The sequence below is a fragment of the Citrobacter sp. BDA59-3 genome, assembly GCF_015167655.1.
GTDB lineage: Bacteria > Pseudomonadota > Gammaproteobacteria > Enterobacterales > Enterobacteriaceae > Phytobacter > Phytobacter diazotrophicus.
Genome location: NZ_CP063427.1, coordinates 3,180,722 through 3,205,961 on the forward strand (window position 1 = coordinate 3,180,722; position 25,240 = coordinate 3,205,961).

Sequence of the window (25,240 nt, forward strand, 5' to 3'; positions counted from 1 at the left end):
GGCCTTCCCTCCTCTGGCGGCAGTCGACAAATCCCCTTCGCCGACTATGCTAAAAAAATTCAGGATAACAACGAGGTGAATTATGAGCAGCGACGGTATTACCCGCTACGTGGTTACGGTGAAATTTCACGAGCAGAGCCTGGCGGAAATCAACGAGCTGAATAATCAGTTTACGCGCGCCGGATTCCTGCTCACGCTCACGGATGAAGAAGGCAAAGTGCACGACCTTGGGACAAATACCTTTGGCCTTATCAGCCCGTTGAACGAACAAGAGGTGACAGAGCTGGCCAGTGGCCTTGCAGATAGCGTCGTCAGCGCAAAGCCTGACATTAGCGTGACAACCTGGGAAGCATGGCAAAAACAGACACAATAAGTGCCATTGTCCATCCCAGGATGCGCAGGTGTGCGTTGGTTCGTATTTTTTCATAACAGTAGTGCGCTAACCTTATGATCTGGCTGATAACATGGGAGACATATCATGTGGCAAGCAATAAGTCGTCTGTTAAGCGAACAACTAGGCGTTGGTGAGATCGAACAGCGTGACGAGTTGCCAGGTGGAGAAATCCATGCTGCATGGCACCTGCGTTATGGTGGTCAGGATTTGTTTGTAAAATGCGATGAACGGGAATTACTGCCCATCTTCACCGCAGAGGCTGACCAGCTAGAACTGCTCTCCCGTAGCAATACGGTGCGCGTACCCAAAGTCCTGGCGGTCGGCAGCGACCGCGACTACAGCTTCCTGGTAATGGAGTATCTCCCGGCCCGCCCCCTCGATGCCCACAGCGCTTTTTTACTTGGCCAGCAACTGGCGCGGCTGCATGAGTGGAGCGACCAACCGCAGTTCGGTCTTGATTTTGATAATGACCTGTCGACAACACCGCAGCCCAATGCCTGGCAACGTCGCTGGTCAACCTTCTTTGCCGAGCAACGTATCGGCTGGCAACTGGAGCTGGCGGCAGAAAAAGGGCTGGAGTTTGGCAATATCGACGCCATTGTCGAACATGTCCAGCAGCGTCTTGCTTCGCACCAACCTCAGGCGTCTCTGCTTCATGGCGATCTGTGGTCAGCAAACTGTGCGCTTGGTCCGGACGGTCCGTTTATTTACGACCCGGCATGTTACTGGGGAGACAGAGAGTGTGACCTGGCAATGCTCCCGTTACACCCGGACCAGCCGCCGCAAATTTATGATGGCTACCAGTCCGTGAGTCCCTTACCGGGCGATTTCCTTGACCGTCAGCCCGTATACCAGCTTTATACACTTTTTAACCGGGCGATTTTGTTCGGAGGGCAGCATCTGGTAACGGCGCAAAAAGCGCTGGAGCGGGTACTTGCCGCATGACGGAACGATAAGGCCACCCAGAGGTGGCCTTAGTTCAAAGGAAACCGAGCAGAGAGAAAAAAAAGTAACCTGCGACGATACAAATAACAGGCAGGACATAGAGCGGGAAAATCTGCCGGAAGATGGAGTGATTCGGTACCACGATACGCGCAGCTATTTGTTCGCGTGACAGCCCTTCGGCCCCTTTTGCCTTTTCCAGAATCAGTTGATCTTCAAGATTTTCACGCAGAAACCGCGTCTGACGGCTCATCCTTGCCCCGGAAGCCTGCAGCGCCAGCCCCACAAAGATCAGCGCAAAAATAATCCAGAAACCGATATTAAGCTGGTGATGGAAATCCGGCGTGGGTGAGTTGTACCAGAAAAAATTGAGGAATGGCGTGTTAAACCGCATCATCTCAATCATCACATGGGCGAAATCCAGCATAACGGCATTGATGCCCGGCTGTTTTTCACTGTGGTCGTACATAAACTTAAGTACTGAAATAATTGTCGAAATCACCGATGGGATAAAGATAACCCACCCCAGGACGCGTTTTAGTATGGCAATGCGTCCAGCTTGTTGATACGTCATGGATTCCCCTTGTGAGACGTTCCGTTTTCCGCCTAAGTCTACCCTCTCATATTCATTTTCGCCCGATCTTTAAAGACGGTATGATGACCTCCTGACCAGAAAAAGTGTTTCTCCCTGTGTTCTAACGTAAGAAAGAGAGGTGTGAATGTCTGCCCCGCGACAAATACTCGCTGCCATTTTCGATATGGATGGATTAATTATGGACTCAGAGCCACTCTGGGATCGTGCTGAACTGGATGTCATGGCAAGCCTGGGGGTTGATATCACCCGCCGCGATGAGCTACCGGATACCCTCGGCCTGCGCATTGATATGGTTGTTGGCCTGTGGTTCGCCCGCCAGCCATGGACCGGTCCGGACTGCGAAGAGGTCACCCAACGCATCATCAGTCGCGCCATCGCCCTGGTGGAAGAAACGCGCCCGTTGCTGCCAGGCGCGCGTGAAGCGATTGCTCTGTGCAAAGCCAGCGGTCTGAAAGTGGGTCTGGCCTCGGCATCGCCGCTGCATATGCTGGAAAAAACGCTCTCTCTGTTCGGCCTGCGCGATAATTTCGATGCGCTGGCGTCCGCCGAAAAACTGCCCTACAGCAAACCGCATCCGCAGGTTTATCTGGACTGTGCCGCAAAGCTTGGCGTTGACCCGCTTACCTGTGTGGCGCTGGAAGATTCTGTCAATGGCATGATCGCCAGTAAAGCCGCCCGGATGCGCTCCATTGTGGTGCCTGCCGAAGAGAACCGTGCCGATCCGCGCTATGCGTTAGCCGATGTGAAGTTAACCAGCCTTGAAGAGCTCACCCTGACGCATTTGTGCGGCTAGCTCCTGACACCAGAGATGGGTAACACTGTCTCTGGTTTTTATTTTTAAAACATCGTTTCATTTTATTTGTAATTCTCCGTAACTGCCCCTATCCTCATCTCAGGCGCGATGACAATAACCAGGACCCGGGGGAACTATGATTCTTGATGCCTTTTCACTTGCAAACAAAGTCGCCATCGTTACCGGCTGCGATACTGGCCTGGGGCAAGGGATGGCGCTGGGGCTTGCCGAAGCAGGATGCCATATCGTCGGTGTTGGCCGTAAAAAACCACAGGAGACCGCCAAGCGAGTCACCGCGCTGGGCCGCGAATTCCTCGCAATCCAGACTGATCTCAGCAAGCAAGACGGCATTAATGACATCGTCAGCCAGACCGTTTCACAGATGGGGCGCATTGATATTTTGCTCAATAACGCCGGGACGATTCGTCGCTGCGATGCGCTGGAATTTAGCGAGAAAGACTGGGACGATGTGATGAACCTTAACGTCAAGACGGTTTTCTTTTTGTCTCAGGCTGTCGCTCGTCAGTTTATTGCCCAGGGCGATGGCGGAAAAATCATCAATATTGCTTCTATGCTCTCGTTTCAGGGGGGCATCCGCGTACCGTCATATACTGCGTCTAAAAGCGGTGTTCTGGGGCTGACCCGTCTGCTCGCCAATGAATGGGCATCGCACAATATCAATGTTAATGCCATTGCCCCTGGTTACATGGCGACCAACAACACCCAGGCGTTACGGGAAGATGCAGAACGTAACCAGGAGATTGTCGATCGCATTCCGGCAGGCCGCTGGGGAAAACCGGATGATCTCAAAGGCCCGGCGGTCTTTCTCGCCTCTGCGGCTTCTGACTATATCAATGGCTTTACTCTCGCCGTGGACGGTGGCTGGCTGGCGCGTTAAATGTCATTCTTGTGACAAAGAGTTACACCGTCACCTCTTCCGCCTACTGTATAAAAACCCTATACTGTATGCATCGACAGTTTAGCGAGTTTTATCATGACGGCGGAAGGACACCTGCTTTTTTCCATTGCCTGCGCGGTGTTTGCCAAAAATGCCGAGTTGACGCCCGTGCTGGCACACGGGGATTGGTGGCATATTGTTCCGTCAGCCATTCTGACCTGTCTTCTGCCCGATATCGACCACCCGAAGTCGTTTCTTGGGCAGCGGTTAAAATGGATCTCAAAACCCGTGGCCCGCATGTTCGGTCACCGGGGTTTTACCCATAGCCTGTTGGCCGTTTTTATTGGCTTAACGCTGTTCTATCTCAAAGTGCCCGATAGCTGGATTATCCCGGCAGACGCACTGCAGGGGTTGGTTCTGGGTTATTTGAGCCATATCCTTGCCGATATGATCACCCCGGCAGGCGTCCCTCTTCTCTGGCCCTGCCGCTGGCGATTCCGTTTGCCCTTGCTCTCGCCGCAACGCGGTAACCAACTGGAGCGTGTGTTATGCATGGCGCTGTTCACCTGGGCGCTGTGGATGCCGCAAACATTGCCCGATAACAGTGCAGTGCGCTGGTCGTCGCAGATGATTAATGTGCTGCAAAACCAGTTCAATCGCTTTATTCATCACCAGACCGACCATTAAATCGCCACTTTCCGCTCTTACGGCATAATTCATTCCATTTGGATATAAGGCTTGCGGACCTCTTCTGCTAACCTTCCGCCATTGGCTGACCTTTGGATGCCAGCCTTATAATGAGATCAGGAGAACGGGGATGAACTTTCCTTTAATCGCAAACGTTGTGGTGTTTGTCGCACTGCTGCTGTTGCTGGCGCAAACGCGTCACAAACAGTGGAGTCTGGCAAAAAAAGTACTGGCCGGTTTAGGGCTGGGCGTGGTGTTTGGCCTTGCATTGCAGGCTATCTACGGCTCGGATAACCCGGTACTGAAGAATTCTATCCAGTGGTTCAATGTGGTCGGTAATGGCTACGTGCAACTGCTGCAGATGATTGTTATGCCGCTGGTTTTTGCTTCTATTCTGAGCGCCGTTGCACGCCTGCACAACGCCTCTTCGCTGGGAAAAATTAGCTTTTTAACTATCGGCACTCTGCTGTTTACGACGATGATTTCAGCGCTGGTTGGCGTCATGATGACCAACCTCTTCGGTCTGACCGCCGAAGGTCTGGTTCAGGGGACCGCCGAAACGGCCCGTTTAACGGCAATTCAAACCAACTACGTAGGCAAAGTGGCCGATCTGAGCGTACCACAGTTACTGCTGTCGTTTGTACCCAAGAACCCGTTTGCCGATCTGACGGGTGCAAGCCCGACCTCCATTATCAGCGTTGTGATTTTCGCTGCTTTTCTGGGTGTGGCCGCCCTGAAACTGCTCAAAGACGATGCGCCGAAAGGCGAACGCGTACTCATCGCCATTGATACGCTGCAAAGCTGGGTGATGAAGCTGGTGCGTCTGGTGATGCAACTGACGCCGTATGGCGTTCTGGCACTGATGACCAAAGTGGTGGCTGGCTCGAATATCCAGGACATTATTAAGCTCGGCAGCTTTGTTATCGCCTCCTACATTGGTCTTGGCATTATGTTTGTGGTGCATGGCCTGCTGCTGGGTGTGAATGGCATCAGCCCGCTGAAATACTTCCGCAAAGTATGGCCGGTACTGACCTTCGCGTTTACCAGCCGTTCCAGCGCCGCGTCTATCCCGCTGAATGTGGAAGCGCAGACCCGTCGTCTGGGCGTACCTGAGTCTATCGCCAGCTTCTCCGCCTCGTTCGGTGCGACCATCGGTCAGAACGGCTGTGCGGGTCTCTACCCGGCAATGCTGGCGGTAATGGTTGCGCCGACAGTAGGTATTAATCCGTTGGATCCGATGTGGATTGCCACCCTGGTCGGTATTGTAACAGTCAGCTCCGCAGGTGTTGCGGGTGTCGGTGGTGGTGCGACCTTCGCCGCACTGATTGTGCTGCCTGCTATGGGTTTACCCGTCACACTGGTTGCGCTGCTGATTTCGGTGGAACCGCTGATTGACATGGGGCGTACGGCGCTCAATGTCAGCGGCTCAATGACCGCAGGTACGCTGACCAGCCAGTGGCTTAAGCAGACGGACAAAACCATTCTGAACAGCGAAGAGGACGCCGAACTGGCACATCGCTAATTTCGACGTCATTCGAAACGGAAACCGCCTGACAAGTCATTGCAGGCGGTTTTTTTATTCGTCGATTTCGCCTTCCTGACGAATCTGAGTTGCCCAGCGCTGAGCGGCTTCAGGCACGCTAAAAACAGGTGAACGCGTAAAACGCTCGCCCTGTAACACGAAGGCCACATATTTCCCGCGCAATAACCAGACGTCACGAAACCCATCAACCTTCAAAGCATGTTCAGGCGGTGCAGGTTCGATACGGGGTACATAGCTGATAACACGACGGTTTTGATGGCGCAAAGGTTTCATAAGCGAAGAGTTCACTAAAACGATTTCCACTAACACGAAAGTCCTATCATAGCCGATCGTCACCCCGCGCGTCGCCTCCGGGCTGACTTTCTGCGTATTTTTGCCGCTCTCTCAGTGCGCTCATAGCCGTTACGCCTGAGCACTGCCCTGAGTTGTTCTATAGTTAGAAGGGTTTTGCCAAAGCAACGACCATTTTTCAGCAATGAAAACAGGAGACGTGTTCAATGTCGGATCAAGAACAAAACCCTACAAATCATCAGTCACCGGTGCATGATGCCAGTGAGTCAAAGCCCGGTCTGGATTCTTTGGCACCGGCAGACGGTTCCCATCGCCCTTCCCCGCATCTCTCCGCGCCCGGCGAGCAGCCCACGGCCCCAGGCAGTTTAAAGGCCCCCAACACGGCCAATGAGAAACTCACCGCGCTGGAAGCCTTTCGTAAGGGCAGCGAAAATTTTCCACTGACGACAAATCAGGGCGTTCGCATCGCAGACGATCAAAATTCACTGCGGGCGGGCACGCGGGGACCGACGCTGCTGGAAGACTTTATTCTGCGCGAAAAGATCACCCATTTTGACCATGAGCGCATTCCTGAACGCATCGTCCACGCACGCGGTTCTGCCGCCCATGGCTATTTCCAGCCTTACGAAAGTTTATCGGCCATCACCAAAGCAGATTTTCTCTCCGACCCGGAGAAAATCACGCCGGTATTTGTGCGTTTTTCTACGGTTCAGGGAGGAGCAGGCTCCGCCGATACCGTGCGGGATATCCGTGGATTTGCCACCAAGTTTTACACCGAAGAGGGTATCTTCGATTTGGTGGGTAACAACACGCCCGTATTTTTTATTCAGGACGCGCATAAATTCCCGGATTTCGTTCATGCGGTAAAACCCGAGCCTCACTGGGCAATTCCCCAGGGACAGAGCGCCCATGACACCTTCTGGGATTATGTCTCGCTGCAACCGGAGACACTGCATAATGTCATCTGGGCAATGTCTGATCGCGGGATCCCACGCAGCTATCGCACCATGGAAGGCTTTGGTATTCATACCTTTCGCATGATCAATGCCGAAGGCAAGGCCACGTTTGTGCGTTTTCACTGGAAACCCGTGGCAGGCAAAGCCTCACTGGTCTGGGATGAGTCGCAGAAATTGACCGGTCGTGACCCCGATTTTCATCGTCGCGATCTGTGGGAAGCGATTGAAGCGGGTGATTACCCGGAATATGAGCTTGGATTACAGCTCATTCCCGAAGAAGACGAATTTAAATTTGATTTTGATCTCCTCGACCCGACGAAACTGATCCCGGAAGAGCTGGTGCCAGTGAAGCGAGTGGGCAAAATGGTGCTCAACCGCAATCCGGATAATTTCTTTGCCGAAAACGAGCAGGCCGCGTTCCACCCCGGCCATATTGTCCCCGGGCTCGATTTCTCTAACGATCCCCTGCTGCAGGGGCGTCTGTTCTCCTATACGGATACGCAGATTAGCCGTCTTGGCGGGCCAAACTTTCATGAGATCCCCATAAACCGCCCCACCTGCCCGTACCATAATTTGCAGCGCGACGGCATGCATCGAATGGATATTGATACCAACCCGGCAAACTATGAACCCAACTCGATTAATGACAACTGGCCGCGTGAGACGCCGCCGGGCCCCAAACGGGGAGGGTTTGAGTCTTACCAGGAGCGGGTCGAAGGCGGCAAAATTCGCGAACGTAGCCCCTCATTTGCCGAATATTATGCGCATCCACGTCTGTTCTGGCTCAGCCAGACGCCATTTGAGCAGCAGCATATTATCGATGCTTTCAGCTTCGAGCTGAGTAAAGTTGTGCGCGAATACATTCGTGAACGGGTGGTTGACCAACTGGCGCATATTGACGTCCATCTGGCAAATGCCGTCGCCGGGAACCTCGGCATTACGCTGAGTGAAGAACAACGCAACATTGCGCCACCGAAGGAGGTGAACGGCCTGAAAAAAGATCCTTCGCTCAGCCTGTATGCCATCCCGGATGGTGCCATCAAAGGGCGTGTCGTCGCCGTGTTGCTGAATGATAAAACGCGCGCCGACGATGTGCTCACTATTCTGCAAGCGCTTAAGGCACAAGGGGTGCACGCGAAACTGCTCTATTCCCGAATGGGCAGCGTTGTGACCGATGATGGCTCCGTCTTACCTGTCGCGGGGACTTTTGCGGGCGCACCGTCACTGACGGTTGATGGCGTCATTGTGCCTGGCGGTGATCTCAGCCAGTTACTGAATAATGGCGATGCACTTTACTACTTGCTGGAAGCCTACAAACATCTAAAACCCATTACGCTGCTGGGCGATGCCCGTCAGTTCAGCGCCGCTTTACAGGTTGGCGCGCAGGGGGAAGAAGGTGTGATCCAGGCCGAGGATGCATCAGGCAGCACTCTGGATGATTTCCTGGGGTTATTGCGCGCGCACCGTATTTGGTCACGCATGAGTAAAATCGCCAGCATTCCTGCCTGATAAACGCGTACCGCGGCCTGTTCCGCGGTGCGTGACTTACAGATCCCGAAAAGTGCCCGGTCTGAAGGCGCGTTCGGCAATGACCTGTTTCAATGAAGGCTGCGTCAGCACTTCCAGCTCTTTTAAACGTGGGTAACAGTACTGACTTGCCATAAGCTGATTATCCACAAACGCCGGATGGCTCATGATCTCCAGTGAGCTGTCGCCACGCTGCGCGGCGGCATCCAGAATGGCGGTGAACAGCGATACCGTGATCTCATCGCCATAAAAGGCACTGGAAAAACCGCTCGTGCTGCATATCCCGTTTGCGTCAATTCCCTGGCGCCGGGCCTCATCGCGATCGACACGCAGCGGAATGCCTTTCTGCCGGGCAAACGCCGCAACCAGCGGGAAAATGGCGCCAATCATATGCACATGATGATGACTGTCGATGTGTGAGGGCGGCTTGCCAAACAGCGCGATAAAACGCGCATACTGGCAGGCCAGCTCATCGGCAATCTCCTGGAGCGGCAGGGAACCTTGTGCAGCCAGATCCCAGAGCCATTTCCCCAGTTGCTCCTCTCGCGTCAATGATGGCGTATTTCCCACAGGTTTTCCCAGCGTCAGGGTGAAATGCAGCCCCACCGCCAGTTCCGGAACCTGCTCGCACAGCGCAACCGCATGTTCGATAGCGGCACCGTTCACCAGCGCGGTCGTGGACGTTACGACGCCGTTACGGCAGGCGTCGACGATGCCGTAGTTCTGCCCACGGCTTAAGCCAAAGTCATCCGCATTGACGATTAACAGTCTTTGCATAACCCCTCACTGTCTGAAGGATGCTATTGCCGTAGCAAAACGCGGTAACCACTGCTGGTTGGCCAGCAGCATATCGCGGGCCAGTTTTTCCGCGTCTTTATCGGAATGGATCAGCGGATTCAGGTTGAGCGCCAGCAAAATATCATTCAGTTCACCGCTCAGTGCCGCGTTGCTGGCAGCAATCTCAAAGCCCTTAATGGTGTAAATCAGCCCAAGAACCTTGTCATCAAAGTGTGTGATTCGTGGATGCGGCGTCGCCCCCTCGCGCCCCAGAAGACAGGTCATTTCTACCGCCCAATGCGCAGGGATATTTTCTATACAGCCCCGGTGCGGCACATTCACGTAATGCTCCGTCTGCTTATCATTAAAAATCGCATTGATCACTTCACAAGCGGCATCGGAATAATAGGCCCCGCCGCGCATCTCCAGCGCCTTCGGTTTCACATTGAGTGTCGGATCTTTGTACATCTCAAAGAGGTTCTTTTCGACCTCCTGAACCACCTGCGCACGCGTACCCCCTTTGTAATATTCCCCCATTTCGATACCCAGCATCTCTTTGGATTTGAAATAGTATTGCAGGTAGGAACATGGCAGCAGGTTGAGCGAACGCAGTAAGCCTTCCGAGAAGGGTAAATCAAAAATATTCTTCACCGAAGATTTCGCCAGACGCCCGGAAGCGACCCCGTCCATTAATTCGGCAAAGCGCGACTCGCCATTCACCAGCACATCTTTGATAAAAACCAGGTGGTTCAGACCAAATAAATCTATCGATAGCGTGTCAGTCGCGGCGAGTTGCAGAACATCACGGACGAACATTTTCATACCGATGGGGACATTGCATACGCCAATAAAGCGACGGAAGTTGGTATGCCGATAAACCGCTTCGGTCACCATGCCAGCCGGGTTAGTGAAATTGATCACCCATGCCTGCGGGCACAACTCTTCCACATCACGAAGAATATCGAAAATCACCGGGATAGTGCGTAGCCCTTTAAACAAACCACCAGCGCCATTGGTTTCCTGACCAAGATAACCATGGCTTAACGGAATGCGCTCGTCGAGTTCACGTGCTTTGAGCTGGCCGATACGGAATTGTGTGGTAACGAAATCCGCATCGCGCAGCGCTTCACGTCGATCAAGGGTTTTAAATATCTTTAATGGCACCCCCGCTTTGTCCACCATGCGGCAACAAAGATCATAAATGATATCCAGCTTATGTTTCCCCTCCTCCACATCTACCAGCCATAATTCACTGACGGGTAATTCATGGTAGCGAAGAATAAATCCTTCAAGTAATTCCGGGGTATAACTGCTGCCGCCACCGATAGTGACAATTTTCAGTTTCGTCGTCATATTTTCTCCCTCAGGCCTGATGTTAAGACAAGCCGTGTCATTACCGCAGTGCGATAATTATAGAATGGTGATGTTTGTTAGCGGGGACGAACCCCGCAAATCAGGAAATATTCGTCAGTTGTTTACGGTAACTACCCGGTGTAAATGAGGTCAGTCGTTTAAATGTTTTAATAAATAAGCTGGGGCTGCTGTACCCTGCCTCCCATGCAATATCATTGATTGAGAAATTCGAAATTTCGAGCTGCTTGCGGGCAAAATTAATCCGAATTTCATTAATAATTTGCAGCGGTGTTTTATGATAATAACGCTGTGTCGCCCTGGTTAAATATTCCTGAGATTTCCCCGACAAGGCGACCATATTTTCCAGCGCGTTTTCAGCAAAACGGTGTTTGTCATGCATACCCTCTACGGTCATTTTTAACCATTGCGGAATGCAATCTTCCTCCTGCTGCTCGCGGTAATGGCGCAGGCGATTGATAACATGGAAGGTGACATTTTCAATAAACTCATCGAGTTCACTATCACGAAAATTGAGCGATGCTATGACCGATTCAATGTACGCCAGAAAGGTTGCCTTGATGCGGTAACTCTGCGAGGCAACGAAACAAAACGGCACCAGCGAAAGATAATGCGTATCAAAAAATTGCCGGCTGATCCCCACATTAAGGATCCGCGTTGCGCCAAACTCATAAAAGCTCTGGTGGGTTGAACCTACGGGTATAAACACAAAATCACCTCGCTCCAGCAACACCCGTTTCCCGTTGATCACCTGATAGTAACGCCCGGTCAGGACGAGCGTAAATTCATAGTAATCATGCTGATGCAGCCCACTGATGCTCTCAACTTTATTGTAGATAAACACGTGAAAAGGCCGGCCATTAAAAAGCTGTTGCTCTCTGACTATTCTCGCGTCCATCGCATTTATCTCTGGCTGCATCTGCAGGCTTCTCCTTTATCGTCACATTTTCTCGTGCAGTTCAATCAACTCGGCAATAAGCTCACGCGCCAGCATGGCTGTCATCAGGTGATCCTGCGCGTGAACCAATACCAGGCTCACCTTTATCTTACCCTGCCCCTCATCACTTTCAATGAGCTGCGTCTGTACGCGATGTGCCTCATGCAGGGCGGCATGGGATTGCGCCATCAGCGTTTTTGCCGTCTCAAAATCCCCCTGCTTGGCTTGTTTTAATGCGCTGTACGCCAGGCTTCGCGCCTGGCCCGCGTTGATGATAAGCCCCATGACAACCTCTTCCAGGGCGTCCGCATCGGTGTCTGTTTCCGGCAGGTTATCTAAATCCAACATGATGACTCCTCGTCTTTAGCCGCGGCGGTACACAGGCCGCGGCGAAGTTCCTTAAAATTTCAACGCCTGGGCGATATCTTCCTCGCTCTCTTCGGCTTCGATAGTGTTCTGTGCTTTGTTCGATATCACGACGAACGGTAGATAGAGCAGTGTCGCCACGCCGAGGTTGAACAGCGCCAGCAACAGGGCTGCGATACTGCCGTTGGTGTTAAAGAAAGCCCCCAGCCCGGTGGGCATGGTCCAGGGCGCGATATTAGTGACCGGCGGGATGATTCCCATGTAATAAGCCGCCATGGTGATGGCTGCCAGTAACGGCTGAACCAGAATGAACGGAATAAACATCACCGGGTTCATGATAATCGGCAGGCCAAACATCATGGGTTCGTTAATCTGGAAGATCCCGGAAGGCAATGCCAGCTTCGCCACCTGGCGGTGATCGGCACGGCGGGACGCAATAAAGATGGCGATAATTAACCCCAGCGTCGCCCCGGTGCCGCCCAGGAAGATATAGGAGTCAAGAACCGGTTTCGCCCAGGCATGGAAGGTTTTCCCCGCGGCCAGCGCCGCATCGACTGAACCGTATTCGGTATACAGCGCCACGTTTTCCAGCGCCCACGGCGTCATGATGCCGCTATCCAGTGCGGCCAGGGCCAGTGAACCATGGACACCAAAGAACCACAGCAGCGAGGTAAAGATGACATACGCCCAACCAACCACCCCGCCCATTGCCGCCAGTGGCTTAGAGATGGAGTCCATAATAATCTGGTGAAAGGTCGTTCCGGCACCGGCCAGTCCCCATGCGATAATCCCCATGACAGAGAGGATCACAAAGCCCGGAATCAGCGCCGAAAAGGAGCGAGAGACCGACGCAGGAACGCTATCAGGTAACTTAATCACCCAGTTACGCCGGACAATAAAGGCGAACATTTCCGCGACCACCAGCCCAATCAACATACCGGAGATAATGTTCGAACCGCCGAGCCAGTTAGCATCTACCGCATACGCCTCCCCAACGCTATAAGGGGTCACCGTCATAAACGCCGCCACGGCCAGCAATCCGGCAGCAAGGGGATCAACTTTGCGTTCCTCCGCCAGCGCCATGCCAATAAAAAAAGGCGCCATCAGCGACATAATGCCCAATGTACCGTTATAGACATTACCGCCGATGGCTTTAAGGCCATTCAGGGAATCAATTGTTGACGCATCCAGTCGAATGCCAAGAGAGTAGAAAAAAGAACCTTCGCCAAAACTAAGAAAAACATTATTAATTAAGACAAACATGGCCCCGGCGAGCGTTAATGGCATTAATTTAATAAAGCCATTTTTAATCGCATTGACATGCGGTTGCTTGCCTATTTTTACCGCGAACGGCAGCAGCACCTTTTCCAGAGAATTGATCGCTTTATTCATACAAATAAGCCCTTAAGTGCCGCAACGTTAATTGCGGCATGAATGTGTGAAATTACTCTTTGACGGGAAAAATAAAAATTTAAAGCGCTGCTTTTTTAATGGCAGCAATGGCACTTTTAAGAACTGCTAAACCATCGATTTTGCCATAAAGCAAAGAATCAATAACTTCTACTGGCTTATCGGGCAGAATGCGCTGAATTTCAGGCAACATATACGCAATTTGCGGACCTAATAAGACAACATCCGCCTGCGGGCCTTTCTCTGCCACAAGTGTTTCCGGAAAAGCATCGATAATAACCGGCACATTATACTTTTCTGCCTGCGCGCGCATTTTCGACACCAGCAACGAGGTAGACATGCCCGCTGAGCAGAACAAATAGATGATTTTCTTATCCATAAAACCTCCCTTGAGCGGCGTGAATCATCGCAGGAATGCTTGATTAAGCCGTGTGGCGAGACGCCGTGTTATCTGTTTTTTGATATTGTATTGAGTATACGTGGGCGCGCTGCGAGGGGATAATTCGCTACAAACCACAATTGTCTCTCATTGACCTGGCATTATGATTCCCTTCACATTACGACCAAATAATTCGCTTCGTTAAAAAAGATTCTGACGTAAAAAAACCGGCCCAGGGGCCGGTTTTAGCTCTGCTCAGGCAAAGAGAATCAAAGGTTACTGCTTAGGCGCTTGCGGATCGGTGTCATACTCGGCACAGGTCTGGTAACCGGAGTTCATCACGTGACCCGTCTCATCCAGCGCGACGAAATAGGTTTCAGTTTTACCATTACGTTGACCCAGGATATAGGTCTGGCAAGTGCCACGCGCGTGGATCATGGTCACTTCGGAAGAAGGACGACCGGCAACCTGCATAACCTGCTGGCGCGTCATCCCTTTTTTGACATCTTTCACTACCGGTTGGCTCACCTGATCTTTAGCGCGATCGTAAGCCGTACACCCTGCCAGCATAGTCAGTACCGCCGCTGCCCCCAGAATTCCTGCGATGTTCTTGTTCATATTCCATCCTCTTGTTTATCCGCTTGTGTATCAGCGTGTTATCTAAGCCTGGAATATAAAATTGCATTTTTCAACTATAGGACGTGACTAGTATAACTTTCGGAAAAATCTAATAAAACGACGACAACCTGCTAAAACGGCGTAATATGCGACACTCAAATTCGTGATCCTTGTCGTTTTACCGTCAAAGGGTTAATTTGGCTGCATCACCTATTTGCTACCTGCATAGCAGGCCACATGACGGAGGGGTTAAATGACTCTGCAACAAGAGATTATTCAGGCACTGGGCGTCAAGCCGACCATCAACGCCGAAGAAGAAGTTCGTCGTAGCGTTGATTTTCTCAAATCCTATCTGCAAACCTATCCCTTTTTACGCTCACTGGTGCTGGGGATCAGCGGTGGTCAGGACTCAACCCTGGCCGGTAAGCTTTGCCAGACCGCCATCTCCGAATTGCGTCAGGAAACCGGCGACGCCAGTTACCAGTTTATCGCCGTACGTTTGCCTTACGGTGTACAGGCTGACGAGCAGGATTGCCAGGATGCCATTGAGTTTATCAAGCCAGATCGCGTGCTGACGGTAAACATCAAAGGTGCGGTGCTGGCCAGCGAACAGGCGCTGCGCGAGGCAGGCATTGAGCTGAGCGATTTTATTCGCGGCAACGAAAAAGCCCGTGAGCGTATGAAAGCCCAGTACAGTATCGCCGGGATGACGAAAGGTGTCGTCGTAGGTACTGACCATGCGGCAGAAGCGGTCACCGGCTTCTTCACCAAATACGGTGATGGCGGTACAGATATCAACCCGATTTTCCGTCTCAACAAACGTCAGGGTAAACAACTGCTGGCATCCCTGGGTTGCCCGGAACATCTGTATAAGAAAGCGCCTACCGCAGACCTGGAAGACGATCGCCCTTCTCTGCCGGACGAAGCGGCACTCGGCGTTACCTACGAAAACATTGATGATTACCTGGAAGGCAAAACGCTCGACGCCGGTACAGCGCAGATCATCGAAGGCTGGTATGTGAAGACGGAACATAAGCGTCGCCCGCCGATCACCGTTTTCGACGATTTCTGGAAAAAGCAATAAATCTCAGGGGCGGCGCAAGCCGCCTCTTTTTTCACCTGCCGCAGCCTGCTACACTGGATATCTAAACAGTATCAGGAGTCCGCAGTGAACAGGCGTCAATCCGCCCCGCGTCTTGAATTTGAAGCGGCGGCTATTTATGAATATCCCGAGCATTTACGTCCATGGCTGGAAGCACTACCAAAGCAGCCAGGCGTCTATTTTTTCCATGGCGAAAGCGACGCGATGCCGCTGTACATCGGTAAAAGCGTGAATATCCGTAGCCGGGTGCTTTCCCATTTGCGTACACCCGATGAAGCGGCGATGCTCCGCCAGTCCCGACGCATCACGTGGATATGTACCGCAGGTGAGCTTGGAGCCCTGTTGCTTGAAGCTCGCCTGATTAAAGAGCAACAACCGCTTTTTAATAAACGTCTGCGCCGCAATCGACAGCTTTGTTCATTATCAGTCAAAGGCGATAAACCACAGGTGGTCTACGCCCGTGAAGTGGATTTTTCCTCAGAGGTCGGCCTTTACGGCCTGTTCGCCAACCGCCGCGCCGCCCTGCAAACCTTGCAGTCCATCGCCGATGACGAAAAGCTCTGCTATGGCCTGCTTGGTCTGGAGTCACTAACCCGCGGTCGCGGCTGTTTTCGTTCGGCGTTGCGCCGGTGCGCAGGCGCATGTTGCGGTAAAGAAACCGTGGCCGAGCATGATAGCCGTTTTCTGGCCGCAATGGAGCGTATGCGTCTGGTGTGCTGGCCCTGGAACGGGCCAATTAGCTTACAGGAAGTGGGTGAACAGATGACGCAATACCATATCATCCACAACTGGCTGTGGCTTGGCGCAGTAAACCATCTGGATGAGGCGGCAGAGTTACTCCGCACGCCCGCCGGGTTTGATCACGATGGTTATAAAATACTCTGCAAGCCATTACTGTCCGGGGAGTATTTGATTAGTGAATTCCCTCAGTGACCGGGAAGCCAGGTAATTTCGCTAAAAAGTAACTGACCTTCTGACTTTAACAAACGTAGCGTCTGGCGGCCTTCACTCCAGTAAGCCCCCTGATCGGCGGTAAGCAGCTTATCGCCAAGTTGCCATGCCCCACTCAGTACGAAGATTACCCCCCCACGGGTACCAAATGTGGTAAAAGTCCGGTCCGCAATGCGTACTTTTGCACGGCAGTGATCGCGGCGAGTCATAATATTGAAATCCATCGACATCTGCCCTTCATGAAGCTGGACTTTCACCGGCTGTTCTCCGGGAAACGTAAAAGGCTGGAATTTTTTTAGCGTGTGACAGAATTCATGGCCGGCATCCAGGGTAACTTCACCGCCTTCAATAAGGGTAATGACACGATCGACGCCGGGAAATTGCGGAAACTCACCGTTACTGGCCAGCGATGCGATACTTGCCCGCCAACTGAAATCTCGCGTCGCCTCCGGAAAACAACAAATTTCTCGGGTTTCCCCTGCACCATTACGCCAGAGATTTACCGGCATTTTGCGGATATCAAAGAATTCCATCATCACTCCTGAATGGCGCAGCATGGAAGCGCCGCGCCGCTGCTTCTAAAGGCAGCGTGTCATTATCATCCATCCTGCCATTAATAGATTATCGGCAGCAAAGCAGGATGCCTTAGCGATGCTGTGGTCAGCATGTAAAAAATTAACGCAATGATACACGGAAATTTTTTGTCAAAAACGAGCAGGTTGAGAATACCGTGATACGGGCGGCAGACAAGAGGGCGGAAAAGAAAAAACCGCCAGTCCTGCCCACAACATAAACACGTGCTATGAGCAAGACCGGCGGTCTTGATGAGGGTTGCTGAATCAATTATTCAGCAGGTTGAGGCATTTTACCTTCTGGCGCCGGACGTTCTGTCAGACGCTTCTCAAAATTGGCATTAAACTGTTTTTTCTGTTCCGGCGTCAGAACATTGTAGATTTTGTTCTGTGTTTCAAGATGTGCCAGCATGTGCGCTTTACGCTGCTCGTCCATCTTCGCGATTTGCGCTTCTGCTTTCGCTTTATCGAAGGTGTCACTGGCAATAATGTTGTGCATATCGCGGCGTTCTTGCAGCATCTGCTCATACTCGCCTTTCCTGATGTCACGGATCTGCTGTTTCTGCGCATCCGTCAGGTTCAGGCCTTTGAACATCATGTCATGATGAGGTCCGCGTGGGCCTTTATGATGCATTGTCGGGCCGCCATCAGCCGGAGCGGTCGCGGTATCGGCAGCATGCGCCAGGTTAGCTGCGCCAAGAGCAAGGGTAGAGGCAACAAACAGAGCGGTGAGTTTACGCATAATATAATTCCTTACTATTCATGTTTTCTTGCGGCGTATGCCGTGTTGACGATATTCACTTTAGCGTTTTATTCGTCAATAAATCAGAGCATCGGTAAAACAATGAAAGTGTAAAAAACATTTTTACAGCAATTGTGGAGGAAATATGGATAAACGAAGGAGAGTAGCAAACCAAATATAACGACAGATAGTTTTACAGCTAATAATGGAGATTATATAACGCTGGTAGATAATAACAAGTTAATGCAACAGGAATAATCTGCATATGGATTAAAAATATATGCAAACTGGTGAACTATGCCTGATATATCACCAACTGTAGTCGACTGATACGAATCCGCGACGCGGATCCGTTGATCACTTCCCGGATTCAGCTGAGCAAATAAAGCCTCATATCGTTAAGATGATGAGGCCAGCTCAGATTCTTAAGCGTCCGCTGGTGTCGGGAAATAGGCTATATGCACGCTATCGCTAAAGCTAAACACGTCCATTCCAACTTTCGCAAAAAGAATTGAAAGCGACTTTTTAGTATGGATCGTTACATGACCATTCCGTGGCGCGACATACCAGCTATGGGTGCCTTCATTGGTCATCGACTACATGAGTATAGAGTAGTCAATAGTTCTAATTACGATGAGAATAAACCAATACTATCATCAATGGTAATACTACATGATCAAGTAACTTATTACATGAAGTATTAAAGTCAACACCCCAACAAAATTAGTCAAAAAATCAACTCCTTCTAAATAGCACAAACGAGCTTTGATGACCATTACCAACCCGCACGCTATTACCGCCGTCAATGCGTTTTCAATTATGGAAACGATCTATTTTATGCGCCATTGCGCGCTATTGATCGCCTGTGATTCGGGTCCGGTTGCCCTTGCGGGCATGACCTCGATCGGCATCATTTCTATTTACTCGCAAATTGAGGCGAAAAACCGTTTACCGTTCAGAAATGGCGCACAAGGCTGGAATGCATTAGGTATTGATGTTGCCTGCCCGGCTTACGGTCCATGCGGCAGACTGGTGAGTACAGATCCCAAAGAAACAAACGGTGTGTCCTTTGCTGAGTGGTGTCCAAAAGACAAAACTTATGAGTGCATGCGTGGGCTTTCAGGACAGACCATGATCTACTTGATTAACCACTTCCTGCAATCTGATGACTATATTCCGCAAGCAGCTAACGCCTGACGGATCATTGCAAAGCACCTCGCAATAAAAAAACGCGCCCGACGTGATGCTCGGGCGCGTTTTTCTTAATATTTACAGGACTAACTGATGCGTTCCAGCATCAACCCCGCCCGTAACCCCACGGCGACGTTAGGATTAGGAAAGAGCACATATTCCTGATCGCGCTGGACAACGTAACGCTCGCCGCGATCTTCTGCAAGAAGCGTACCCGCCGCAAACGGGGTAAAATTCAGCGTATCGTCCGACATATAAAGCACGAACTCTTCACTACGCCGTGTTAACTGCTGCACCACACGATAGCGTATCGGTGCGTTTTCCGCTTCGGGCACCACATCGCCAGCAAGCAACGCCGCCAGCGCCCAGCGGGTACGTTCGAACTGGCTCAAATCATTTTCACCAAAAGGTAGCGCTTTACCAAGCTCCAGCGTACAGGAATGGGCCTGAAACTGTTCGCAGGTGTAGTGAGTAAAGGTTCCCGCTGGGGACTGATGGAAGACTAACGCTTCCAGCCCGGCATCACCCAGCCACTTGAGAAAAATTTCATCCCAGGGTTCTGCACGCGCAGGCAGTACACCAAAACGTACATGATACGAACCACGGATCGCCGTGTGCAGGTCAAGGTGCCAGCGATCTTCATCATCTTCAGCGTAAAAATGAGTGACGGCCCGTTCCAGTTGTGCGGCGCGAATCGTCTCATCACTGGCCGGAAAACCTTGCCAGCGTGCGCCAAACATGCGGTTAAGGTCGCTGCGCAGAAAACGTTTATTCTGCCCCAGCGCCTGCGGGTTACCGATAATGATCAGCAAGCGCCAGCTTAACGTCAGCGTCCCGTTCAGAAGCTGTTTTAACAGTCCATCCAGCATCTCCACCGGCGCGGTTTCATTGCCGTGAATCGCGCAGGAAAGCACCAGAGAGCGCTTTACTGGCTTTGGGGGCACTAACTCCAGAACGCCCTGCTCATGCCATAACCAGTGGATCGCACCAGCCTCACCCACCGTCCTGCGGGGCATTTCACCTGACAGCGTCATTGCGAGAAAATTGTCCATACGGCCTCCTGTCACTGCTGGAAGGGATAAACGGAACCTAATCTCAACATTTGCGTCAACGTATCCAGTGCTTCCCGGCTCTCCCGTAATAGCATCGGATCAGCCAGATCGGCCTGCGTTAACCTGTCACGATAATAACGCTCAATCCACTCATTTAGTGCGCGGAACAGCACATCATTCATCATCACTGCCGGATTTACCGCACGCGCCTCTTCGTCCGTCAGAACGACGCGCAGGCGCAAACAGGCCGGGCCGCCGCCATTAGACATACTTTCGCGCAGATCAAACACCTTAATCTCGCTGATGGGATTATCTTGCTCCAGCAGCGTGGTCAAATAGCGCCAGACGCCCGGATGCTCGCGGGATTCCTGAGGCAATATAAGCACCATGCTGCCATCTTCGCGGCTCAGCAACTGACTGTTAAACAGATAGGTTTGCACCGCATCGCTGACGGAGACCTCAGCGTCGGGCACCTCCAGCGCCACAAACCCCGGCACCCGCGCACGTAACTGGCTAAACAACGCCTGTTGATGCAAAAACGCCTGCTCATGGCAGAAAAGCACCTGTCGGTTTGATACCGCAATAACATCATTATGGAACACGCCCTGATCGATAACAGCAGGATTTTGCTGGGCGAAGATAACCTGTCGTGGGCAGACCTGATTAAGCCGCGCGACCGCCTGGCTGGCTTCCAGCGTCTGGCGGGCGGGATAGCGCCCTGGTGCGGCGTTGCTGCCCTCTTCACGGCCGTAAACAAACAACTGAACACCCTGTTCGCCATAGTCGCCCCCAAGACGGTTATGGTTAGCCGCCCCTTCATCGCCAAACATGGCCACCTGCGGTAATGCGGGATGCACGGCAAACTTACGCTCATCGTGGAAGATGGCTTTTAGCACCGCTTCGGTGGTCGGCGCTTCGATGGCCCGGTGAAATTTGTTATTGAGGTTAGCCACCGTCAGATGCACCCGCCCGTCGAGCGCATCGGCAGAGGGGCAGACCGTTGCCGCATTCGCCACCCACATGGATGATGCAGAGCTGACGGCAGAAAGCAGATGCGGTGAATACGCAGCGGCTTTTTCCACCACCTGCTCATCACTTCCGCTAAAACCCAACTGGCGCAGGACCGGGATGTTCGGCCTCTCCTGCGGTGGGATCACGGCCTGCACAAAACCGGCATCCGCCAGCGCTTTCATTTTTAACAGCCCCTGCTTTGCCGCAAGCTTCGGGTTAGAAACCTGGTGACGGTGTTTCGTCGACGCTTCGTTACCGAACGACAAACCGGCATAATGGTGCGTCAGGCCCACCAGACCATCAAAATTGACTTCCCGCGCTTTCATCACCTCTCCTCCCGGCTGAAATCAAGCCCCGGACTGAGCGATTGCGGTAAAGCCAGATCTGCCGATTCAAGGCTCGCCATAGGCCAGGCGCAGTAATCGGCGGCATACCAGGCGCTGGGGCGATGGTTGCCTGAGGCGCCCACTCCGCCAAATGGCGCGGTGCTCGCGGCGCCGGTAAGCGGTTTGTTCCAGTTGACGATCCCGGCCCGCGCCTCCAGCAGCAACTGGTCGAACTGTTCACGGTCCGGCGAAATCAAACCACAGGCCAGCCCGTAACGCGTGGTGTTTGCCAGCGTGATGGCCTCGTCAAAGTCGTCATACCGCCAGACACAGAGCAACGGCCCAAAGACCTCTTCATCCGGCACATTCTGCGCCTCCGACATCTCAACAATGCCAGGGCTCAGCAGTGAGGTGCCGGGCTGCAGCAGGCGAGGCTCAAGCAAGGTTTTACCGCCACGTTCGACGTGGCCCTGCCAGGCCTGCCTGACATGCTGTGCCGCTTGTTCCGAAATCAGCCCGCCAAAGAAGGGCTGCGGATCCGCATCCCAGGCCGCAGGTGTCAGCCGTGAGGAGACCTCCACCAATCGGCGCAAAAACGCATCCCCGGCTTCGCCCCGTTTGACCAGCAGACGACGCGCGCAGGTACAACGCTGCCCGGCGGTGATAAACGCCGATTGGATGGTCAAATGGACGGCTGCGTCAAGATCCGCCGGGTCTTCAACAATCAGCGGATTGTTGCCGCCCATCTCAAGGGCCAGGATCTTCTCCGGCTGCCCGGCAAGCTGGCGATGTAACTGGAAACCAGTATTGGCGCTGCCGGTAAAGAGCAGACCGTCAATGCCTTCCAGGGCACTTAGCGCCTGGCCGGTCTCCCGTCCCCCCTGCACCAGGTTCAGCACGCCCGGCGGCAACCCCGCCTCTTCCCACAGTTTTACCACCGCCTCGCCGGTCCACGGCGTCAGCTCGCTGGGTTTGAAAATCAGGGTATTGCCCGCCAGCAGGGCCGGAATAATATGCCCGTTGGGGAGATGGCCCGGGAAATTGTAGGGGCCAAACACCGCCAGAACGCCATGTGGGCGATGGCGCAGCGTGGCTGCGCCGTCCGGCATCTCTGTGTGCTGAGTGCCGGTCCGCGCGTGATACGCTTTTACCGAAATGGCGGCTTTATTGATCATCGCCGTGATTTCCGTGGTCGCTTCCCAGCGTGGTTTCCCCGTTTCACGGGCGATAATCTCAGTTAATGCGGTTTTGTTGGCTTCCAGCAGCCCGGCGAATTTTTCAACAATCGCCTGACGCTGGCTAAACGCCAGTTTTGCCCAGGCGGGAAACGCGGCGCGTGCCGCCTCGCAGGCTAAACCGACCTGAGAAGCATCGGCATCATTACCCTGCCACAGCGTTTCGTTACTGACCGGGTTCGTTTTGCTACGTCGGGCACCCAGCCCCGCAATCCACTCACCGTTAATCCATTGAGTCATGATTTTTTATCCTCTGCGCACAGGCGTACCAGGCGAACTTTGTCGCCCGGGTGACATTTGAGAGCATCAAGTTGTGCAGCGCTCAGCACCAGCCGTTCCGTTGCCGGGTCGGCATAGATAAGCATGGATCTGAATTGATGATATTGCTCGTTGGCTACCATGCAGGCAGGCCATTCCCCAGGCACAGGCTCTCCTTGAGCGACCTCCACCAGTCGGCTTTTACGGATTGCGCGAACGCGGTCAATGTCGCACTCAAGGGTTGGCCCGCCGTCGAAAATGTCGACATAGTTGCAGTAGCGAAAACCTTCTTTCTCCAGTACCGCGCGCGCTGGCGCGGTTTGCGGGTGTACCTGACCAATCACCGCTTGCGCCTCGGGCGAGAGAAAATCGGTGTAGATGGGGTGCTTCGGCATCAGTTCGGCGATAAACGCCTTCTGCCCGGTGCCGCACAGGTAATCCGCACGGGCAAATTCCATTGAAAAGAAGCGCTTGCCAAGGCTCTCCCAGAATGGTGAATAACCGGTCTCGTCGATGACCCCGCGCATCTCTGCCACCACTTTTTCGTTAAAGCGATCGCGGAACGCGGCCATAAACATAAAACGCGATTTAGAAAGCAGATAACCATTTCCCTCTTTGCGCCAGGCCGGGTCGAGAAATAAGGTGCAAAGTTCGCTACTGCCCGTATGGTCATTGCTGAGGAACAGCGTGGGGAGCGCGTTATAAACGTTAAGCTCTTTTGAGGCATGGACCAGCGTGCCGACGCGGTAGTTATACCAGGGGTCGTTAAGGCCCACGGCGACCTCAATGGCGCAGATCCCGGCCACTTCGCCGGTCTCTACGACTTCAAGGACAAACACATACCCCTGTTCGCTTTTCGCCAGCTCCCCGCGCCAGGTTTTCAGGGCGCGCTCAATGCGCGCAGAGAGCGTGGCTTCGTCCGCAGGCAGCGAGGTCAACCCCCCGCCAGTTTTTCCAGCCAGCGCCATCAACGCCGGAAGATCGTCGTGCTCAACAGGACGAATCACCATCATGATGGACACCCCGCAAGGAATTTATCACAGGCGATACCAAAGCGTGCCAGCCCGCGAGAGACTTCATCTTCGCTAATATTGAGCGCAGGCGCGAAACGCAACACATTTGCCCCGGCAATCAGCACCATGACGCCCTCAGTGGCGGCGAGTTGCGAAATCTGTTTCGCTTTTCCGGCGTATTCAGCGTTGAGTTCGCAGCCAATCAATAGCCCCAGACCGCGAATTTCACGGAACAGGCCGCTGCGCGCATTAATGGCCTGCAACTGTTCGTTAAACCACTGGTGGCGCTGTTTGACGCCATCCAGCGTCTGGCGGGTGTTCACAATATCCAGTACCGCACCGGCAACCGCAGAGGCAAGCGGGTTACCGCCGTAGGTCGTACCGTGGGTGCCAACGGTCATCACGCGGGCATATTTCTCGCGAGCCAGCATCGCCGCTACCGGGAAACCGCCGCCCAGCGCTTTGGCGGTGGTCAGCACGTCAGGCGTTACGCCATAGTGCATATAGGCATAAAGTTCGCCGGTACGCCCGACGCCCGTTTGTACCTCATCGAAAATCAGCAGCGCATTATGGCGATCGCACAGCTCACGCAGCCCTTGTAAGAACGCGGTGCTGGCCGGCACCACGCCGCCCTCACCTTGCATCGGCTCGACAATCACCGCACAGGTATCGTCATTGATAAGCGCACTGGCCGCCGCCAGATCGTTGTACGGGGCATGATCGATATCCGGGGGTAAAGGGGCAAAATCCTGCGAGTAGGCAGGCTGACCGCCTGCACTTACGGTAAACAGTGTGCGGCCATGGAAAGCGTTTTTGAACGCCACAATGCCGGTTTTCTTGCCGCCATAGGTATCGTGAGCATATTTGCGCGCCAGTTTCAGCGCCGCTTCATTGGCTTCTGCCCCGGAGTTACAGAAAAAGACTTTCTCAGCAAACGTGGCGTCGATTAAGCGTTTTGCCAGGCGTAATACCGGCTCATTGGTGTAGCCATTTCCGGTATGCCAGAAGCGCGAAGCCTGCTCGCTCAACGCTTTGCACAACGCAGGATGGGCATGGCCCAGCGCATTAACGGCGATGCCACCTGCAAAGTCGATGTACTCTTTATCGTTCTGATCCCAAAGGCGCGAACCCTCGCCACGGACCGGAATGAAAGGCGCTGGCGCGTACACAGGCATCATCCATTCATCAAAGTTCTCACGCGTAATTGACTGTGACATAGCGACCTCACCCGGTAAATAATTGGTTGAATATATGTTAAAAAATATGAGTATTTACGCTGTAAATGTATATTGCACAGGGCGTG

At 53.0% G+C, this 25,240-nt stretch carries 26 protein-coding genes; 10 read left to right on the forward strand and 16 right to left on the reverse strand.

Annotated elements, in window-relative coordinates; translation table 11 throughout:
• Positions 1-82: 82 nt before the first annotated feature.
• Positions 83-373, forward strand: coding sequence for a type V toxin-antitoxin system endoribonuclease antitoxin GhoS (gene ghoS / locus IP582_RS14960; RefSeq protein ID WP_041851610.1), 291 nt, complete (start codon positions 83-85; stop codon positions 371-373).
• Between the two features lie 105 nt (positions 374-478).
• Positions 479-1,339, forward strand: coding sequence for a fructosamine kinase family protein (locus tag IP582_RS14965; protein ID WP_041851611.1), 861 nt, complete (start codon positions 479-481; stop codon positions 1,337-1,339).
• Positions 1,340-1,373: 34 nt separating this feature from the next.
• Here IP582_RS14965 and IP582_RS14970 read toward each other — a convergent pair whose 3' ends face one another.
• Positions 1,374-1,910: a YniB family protein gene (locus tag IP582_RS14970; RefSeq protein ID WP_041851612.1), complete on the reverse strand. Its 537-nt coding sequence runs from the start codon at positions 1,908-1,910 to the stop codon at positions 1,374-1,376.
• A 145-nt stretch (positions 1,911-2,055) separates the two neighbouring features.
• Here IP582_RS14970 and hxpB point away from each other — a divergent pair, with 145 nt between their 5' ends.
• The 4 genes from hxpB to IP582_RS14990 all read left to right on the forward strand — a co-directional run bounded on the left by hxpB (position 2,056) and on the right by IP582_RS14990 (position 5,831).
• Positions 2,056-2,724 (forward strand): hexitol phosphatase HxpB, encoded by a 669-nt coding sequence (hxpB, locus tag IP582_RS14975; RefSeq protein ID WP_193793667.1) that lies wholly within the window; start codon positions 2,056-2,058, stop codon positions 2,722-2,724.
• 136 nt (positions 2,725-2,860) lie between these two features.
• Positions 2,861-3,622, forward strand: a complete 762-nt coding sequence (gene kduD, locus IP582_RS14980; protein WP_193793668.1) for a 2-dehydro-3-deoxy-D-gluconate 5-dehydrogenase KduD — start codon at positions 2,861-2,863, stop codon at positions 3,620-3,622.
• 96 nt (positions 3,623-3,718) lie between these two features.
• Complete coding sequence (locus IP582_RS14985) at positions 3,719-4,309, forward strand: metal-dependent hydrolase (protein ID WP_041851615.1); 591 nt, start codon at positions 3,719-3,721, stop codon at positions 4,307-4,309.
• 130 nt (positions 4,310-4,439) lie between these two features.
• Entirely contained in the window at positions 4,440-5,831 is a 1,392-nt protein-coding gene (locus IP582_RS14990) for an L-cystine transporter (RefSeq protein ID WP_041851616.1), read from the forward strand.
• A 54-nt stretch (positions 5,832-5,885) separates the two neighbouring features.
• Here IP582_RS14990 and cedA read toward each other — a convergent pair whose 3' ends face one another.
• Positions 5,886-6,140 (reverse strand): cell division activator CedA, encoded by a 255-nt coding sequence (gene cedA / locus IP582_RS14995; protein ID WP_072039777.1) that lies wholly within the window; start codon positions 6,138-6,140, stop codon positions 5,886-5,888.
• Positions 6,141-6,349: 209 nt separating this feature from the next.
• Between cedA and katE the strand changes: the two genes are divergently transcribed.
• Complete coding sequence (katE, locus tag IP582_RS15000) at positions 6,350-8,608, forward strand: catalase HPII (RefSeq protein WP_110295463.1); 2,259 nt, start codon at positions 6,350-6,352, stop codon at positions 8,606-8,608.
• 36 nt (positions 8,609-8,644) lie between these two features.
• Here the strand turns inward: katE and chbG are convergent, their stop codons facing one another.
• The 7 genes from chbG to osmE all read right to left on the reverse strand — a co-directional run bounded on the left by chbG (position 8,645) and on the right by osmE (position 14,484).
• Positions 8,645-9,403 carry a chitin disaccharide deacetylase gene (chbG, locus tag IP582_RS15005; RefSeq protein ID WP_193793669.1) on the reverse strand — a complete coding sequence of 253 codons (759 nt, stop codon included), beginning with the start codon at positions 9,401-9,403 and terminating at the stop codon, positions 8,645-8,647.
• Between the two features lie 6 nt (positions 9,404-9,409).
• Positions 9,410-10,756, reverse strand: coding sequence for a 6-phospho-beta-glucosidase (locus tag IP582_RS15010; RefSeq protein ID WP_193793670.1), 1,347 nt, complete (start codon positions 10,754-10,756; stop codon positions 9,410-9,412).
• 100 nt (positions 10,757-10,856) lie between these two features.
• Entirely contained in the window at positions 10,857-11,693 is an 837-nt protein-coding gene (gene chbR / locus IP582_RS15015) for a transcriptional regulator ChbR (protein WP_193793671.1), read from the reverse strand.
• A gap of 21 nt (positions 11,694-11,714) precedes the next feature.
• Positions 11,715-12,059 carry a PTS N,N'-diacetylchitobiose transporter subunit IIA gene (gene chbA / locus IP582_RS15020; RefSeq protein ID WP_079496491.1) on the reverse strand — a complete coding sequence of 115 codons (345 nt, stop codon included), beginning with the start codon at positions 12,057-12,059 and terminating at the stop codon, positions 11,715-11,717.
• A gap of 51 nt (positions 12,060-12,110) precedes the next feature.
• Positions 12,111-13,469, reverse strand: a complete 1,359-nt coding sequence (gene chbC, locus IP582_RS15025; RefSeq protein WP_193793672.1) for a PTS N,N'-diacetylchitobiose transporter subunit IIC — start codon at positions 13,467-13,469, stop codon at positions 12,111-12,113.
• A 79-nt stretch (positions 13,470-13,548) separates the two neighbouring features.
• A complete protein-coding gene (locus IP582_RS15030) occupies positions 13,549-13,866 on the reverse strand; it encodes a PTS sugar transporter subunit IIB (protein WP_193793673.1) in 318 nt (105 codons plus the stop codon).
• Between the two features lie 276 nt (positions 13,867-14,142).
• Entirely contained in the window at positions 14,143-14,484 is a 342-nt protein-coding gene (gene osmE / locus IP582_RS15035) for an osmotically-inducible lipoprotein OsmE (protein WP_041851625.1), read from the reverse strand.
• Positions 14,485-14,737: 253 nt separating this feature from the next.
• Between osmE and nadE the strand changes: the two genes are divergently transcribed.
• Positions 14,738-15,568, forward strand: coding sequence for an ammonia-dependent NAD(+) synthetase (gene nadE, locus IP582_RS15040; RefSeq protein WP_193793674.1), 831 nt, complete (start codon positions 14,738-14,740; stop codon positions 15,566-15,568).
• Between the two features lie 84 nt (positions 15,569-15,652).
• Positions 15,653-16,519 carry an excinuclease Cho gene (cho, locus tag IP582_RS15045; protein ID WP_228007902.1) on the forward strand — a complete coding sequence of 289 codons (867 nt, stop codon included), beginning with the start codon at positions 15,653-15,655 and terminating at the stop codon, positions 16,517-16,519.
• On the opposite strand, the gene ves is transcribed toward cho, so the two are convergent.
• Complete coding sequence (gene ves / locus IP582_RS15050; RefSeq protein ID WP_107222826.1) at positions 16,513-17,070, reverse strand: environmental stress-induced protein Ves; 558 nt, start codon at positions 17,068-17,070, stop codon at positions 16,513-16,515. The genes cho and ves overlap by 7 nt on opposite strands.
• Before the next feature lie 310 nt (positions 17,071-17,380).
• Complete coding sequence (spy, locus tag IP582_RS15055; protein WP_193793675.1) at positions 17,381-17,851, reverse strand: ATP-independent periplasmic protein-refolding chaperone Spy; 471 nt, start codon at positions 17,849-17,851, stop codon at positions 17,381-17,383.
• A gap of 768 nt (positions 17,852-18,619) precedes the next feature.
• Between spy and IP582_RS15060 the strand changes: the two genes are divergently transcribed.
• The gene (locus IP582_RS15060) at positions 18,620-19,048 is read left to right on the forward strand and encodes a hypothetical protein (RefSeq protein ID WP_193793676.1); all 429 of its coding nucleotides are present in this window, start codon (positions 18,620-18,622) and stop codon (positions 19,046-19,048) included.
• Positions 19,049-19,128: 80 nt separating this feature from the next.
• On the opposite strand, the gene astE is transcribed toward IP582_RS15060, so the two are convergent.
• Genes astE through IP582_RS15085 form a run of 5 tightly spaced genes read right to left on the reverse strand, consistent with a single transcriptional unit; the run spans position 19,129 to position 25,154 of the window.
• A complete protein-coding gene (astE, locus tag IP582_RS15065; RefSeq protein WP_193793677.1) occupies positions 19,129-20,094 on the reverse strand; it encodes a succinylglutamate desuccinylase in 966 nt (321 codons plus the stop codon).
• Between the two features lie 11 nt (positions 20,095-20,105).
• On the reverse strand, positions 20,106-21,431 hold the full coding sequence (gene astB, locus IP582_RS15070) for an N-succinylarginine dihydrolase (RefSeq protein WP_193796286.1): 1,326 nt from the start codon (positions 21,429-21,431) through the stop codon (positions 20,106-20,108).
• Positions 21,431-22,906 (reverse strand): succinylglutamate-semialdehyde dehydrogenase, encoded by a 1,476-nt coding sequence (gene astD / locus IP582_RS15075; RefSeq protein WP_193793678.1) that lies wholly within the window; start codon positions 22,904-22,906, stop codon positions 21,431-21,433. The genes astB and astD overlap by 1 nt, the downstream gene beginning before the upstream one ends.
• On the reverse strand, positions 22,903-23,937 hold the full coding sequence (gene astA, locus IP582_RS15080) for an arginine N-succinyltransferase (protein WP_193793679.1): 1,035 nt from the start codon (positions 23,935-23,937) through the stop codon (positions 22,903-22,905). Before astA ends, astD begins: the two co-directional genes overlap by 4 nt.
• Positions 23,934-25,154 carry an aspartate aminotransferase family protein gene (locus IP582_RS15085; protein ID WP_193793680.1) on the reverse strand — a complete coding sequence of 407 codons (1,221 nt, stop codon included), beginning with the start codon at positions 25,152-25,154 and terminating at the stop codon, positions 23,934-23,936. Before IP582_RS15085 ends, astA begins: the two co-directional genes overlap by 4 nt.
• Positions 25,155-25,240 lie beyond the last annotated feature (86 nt).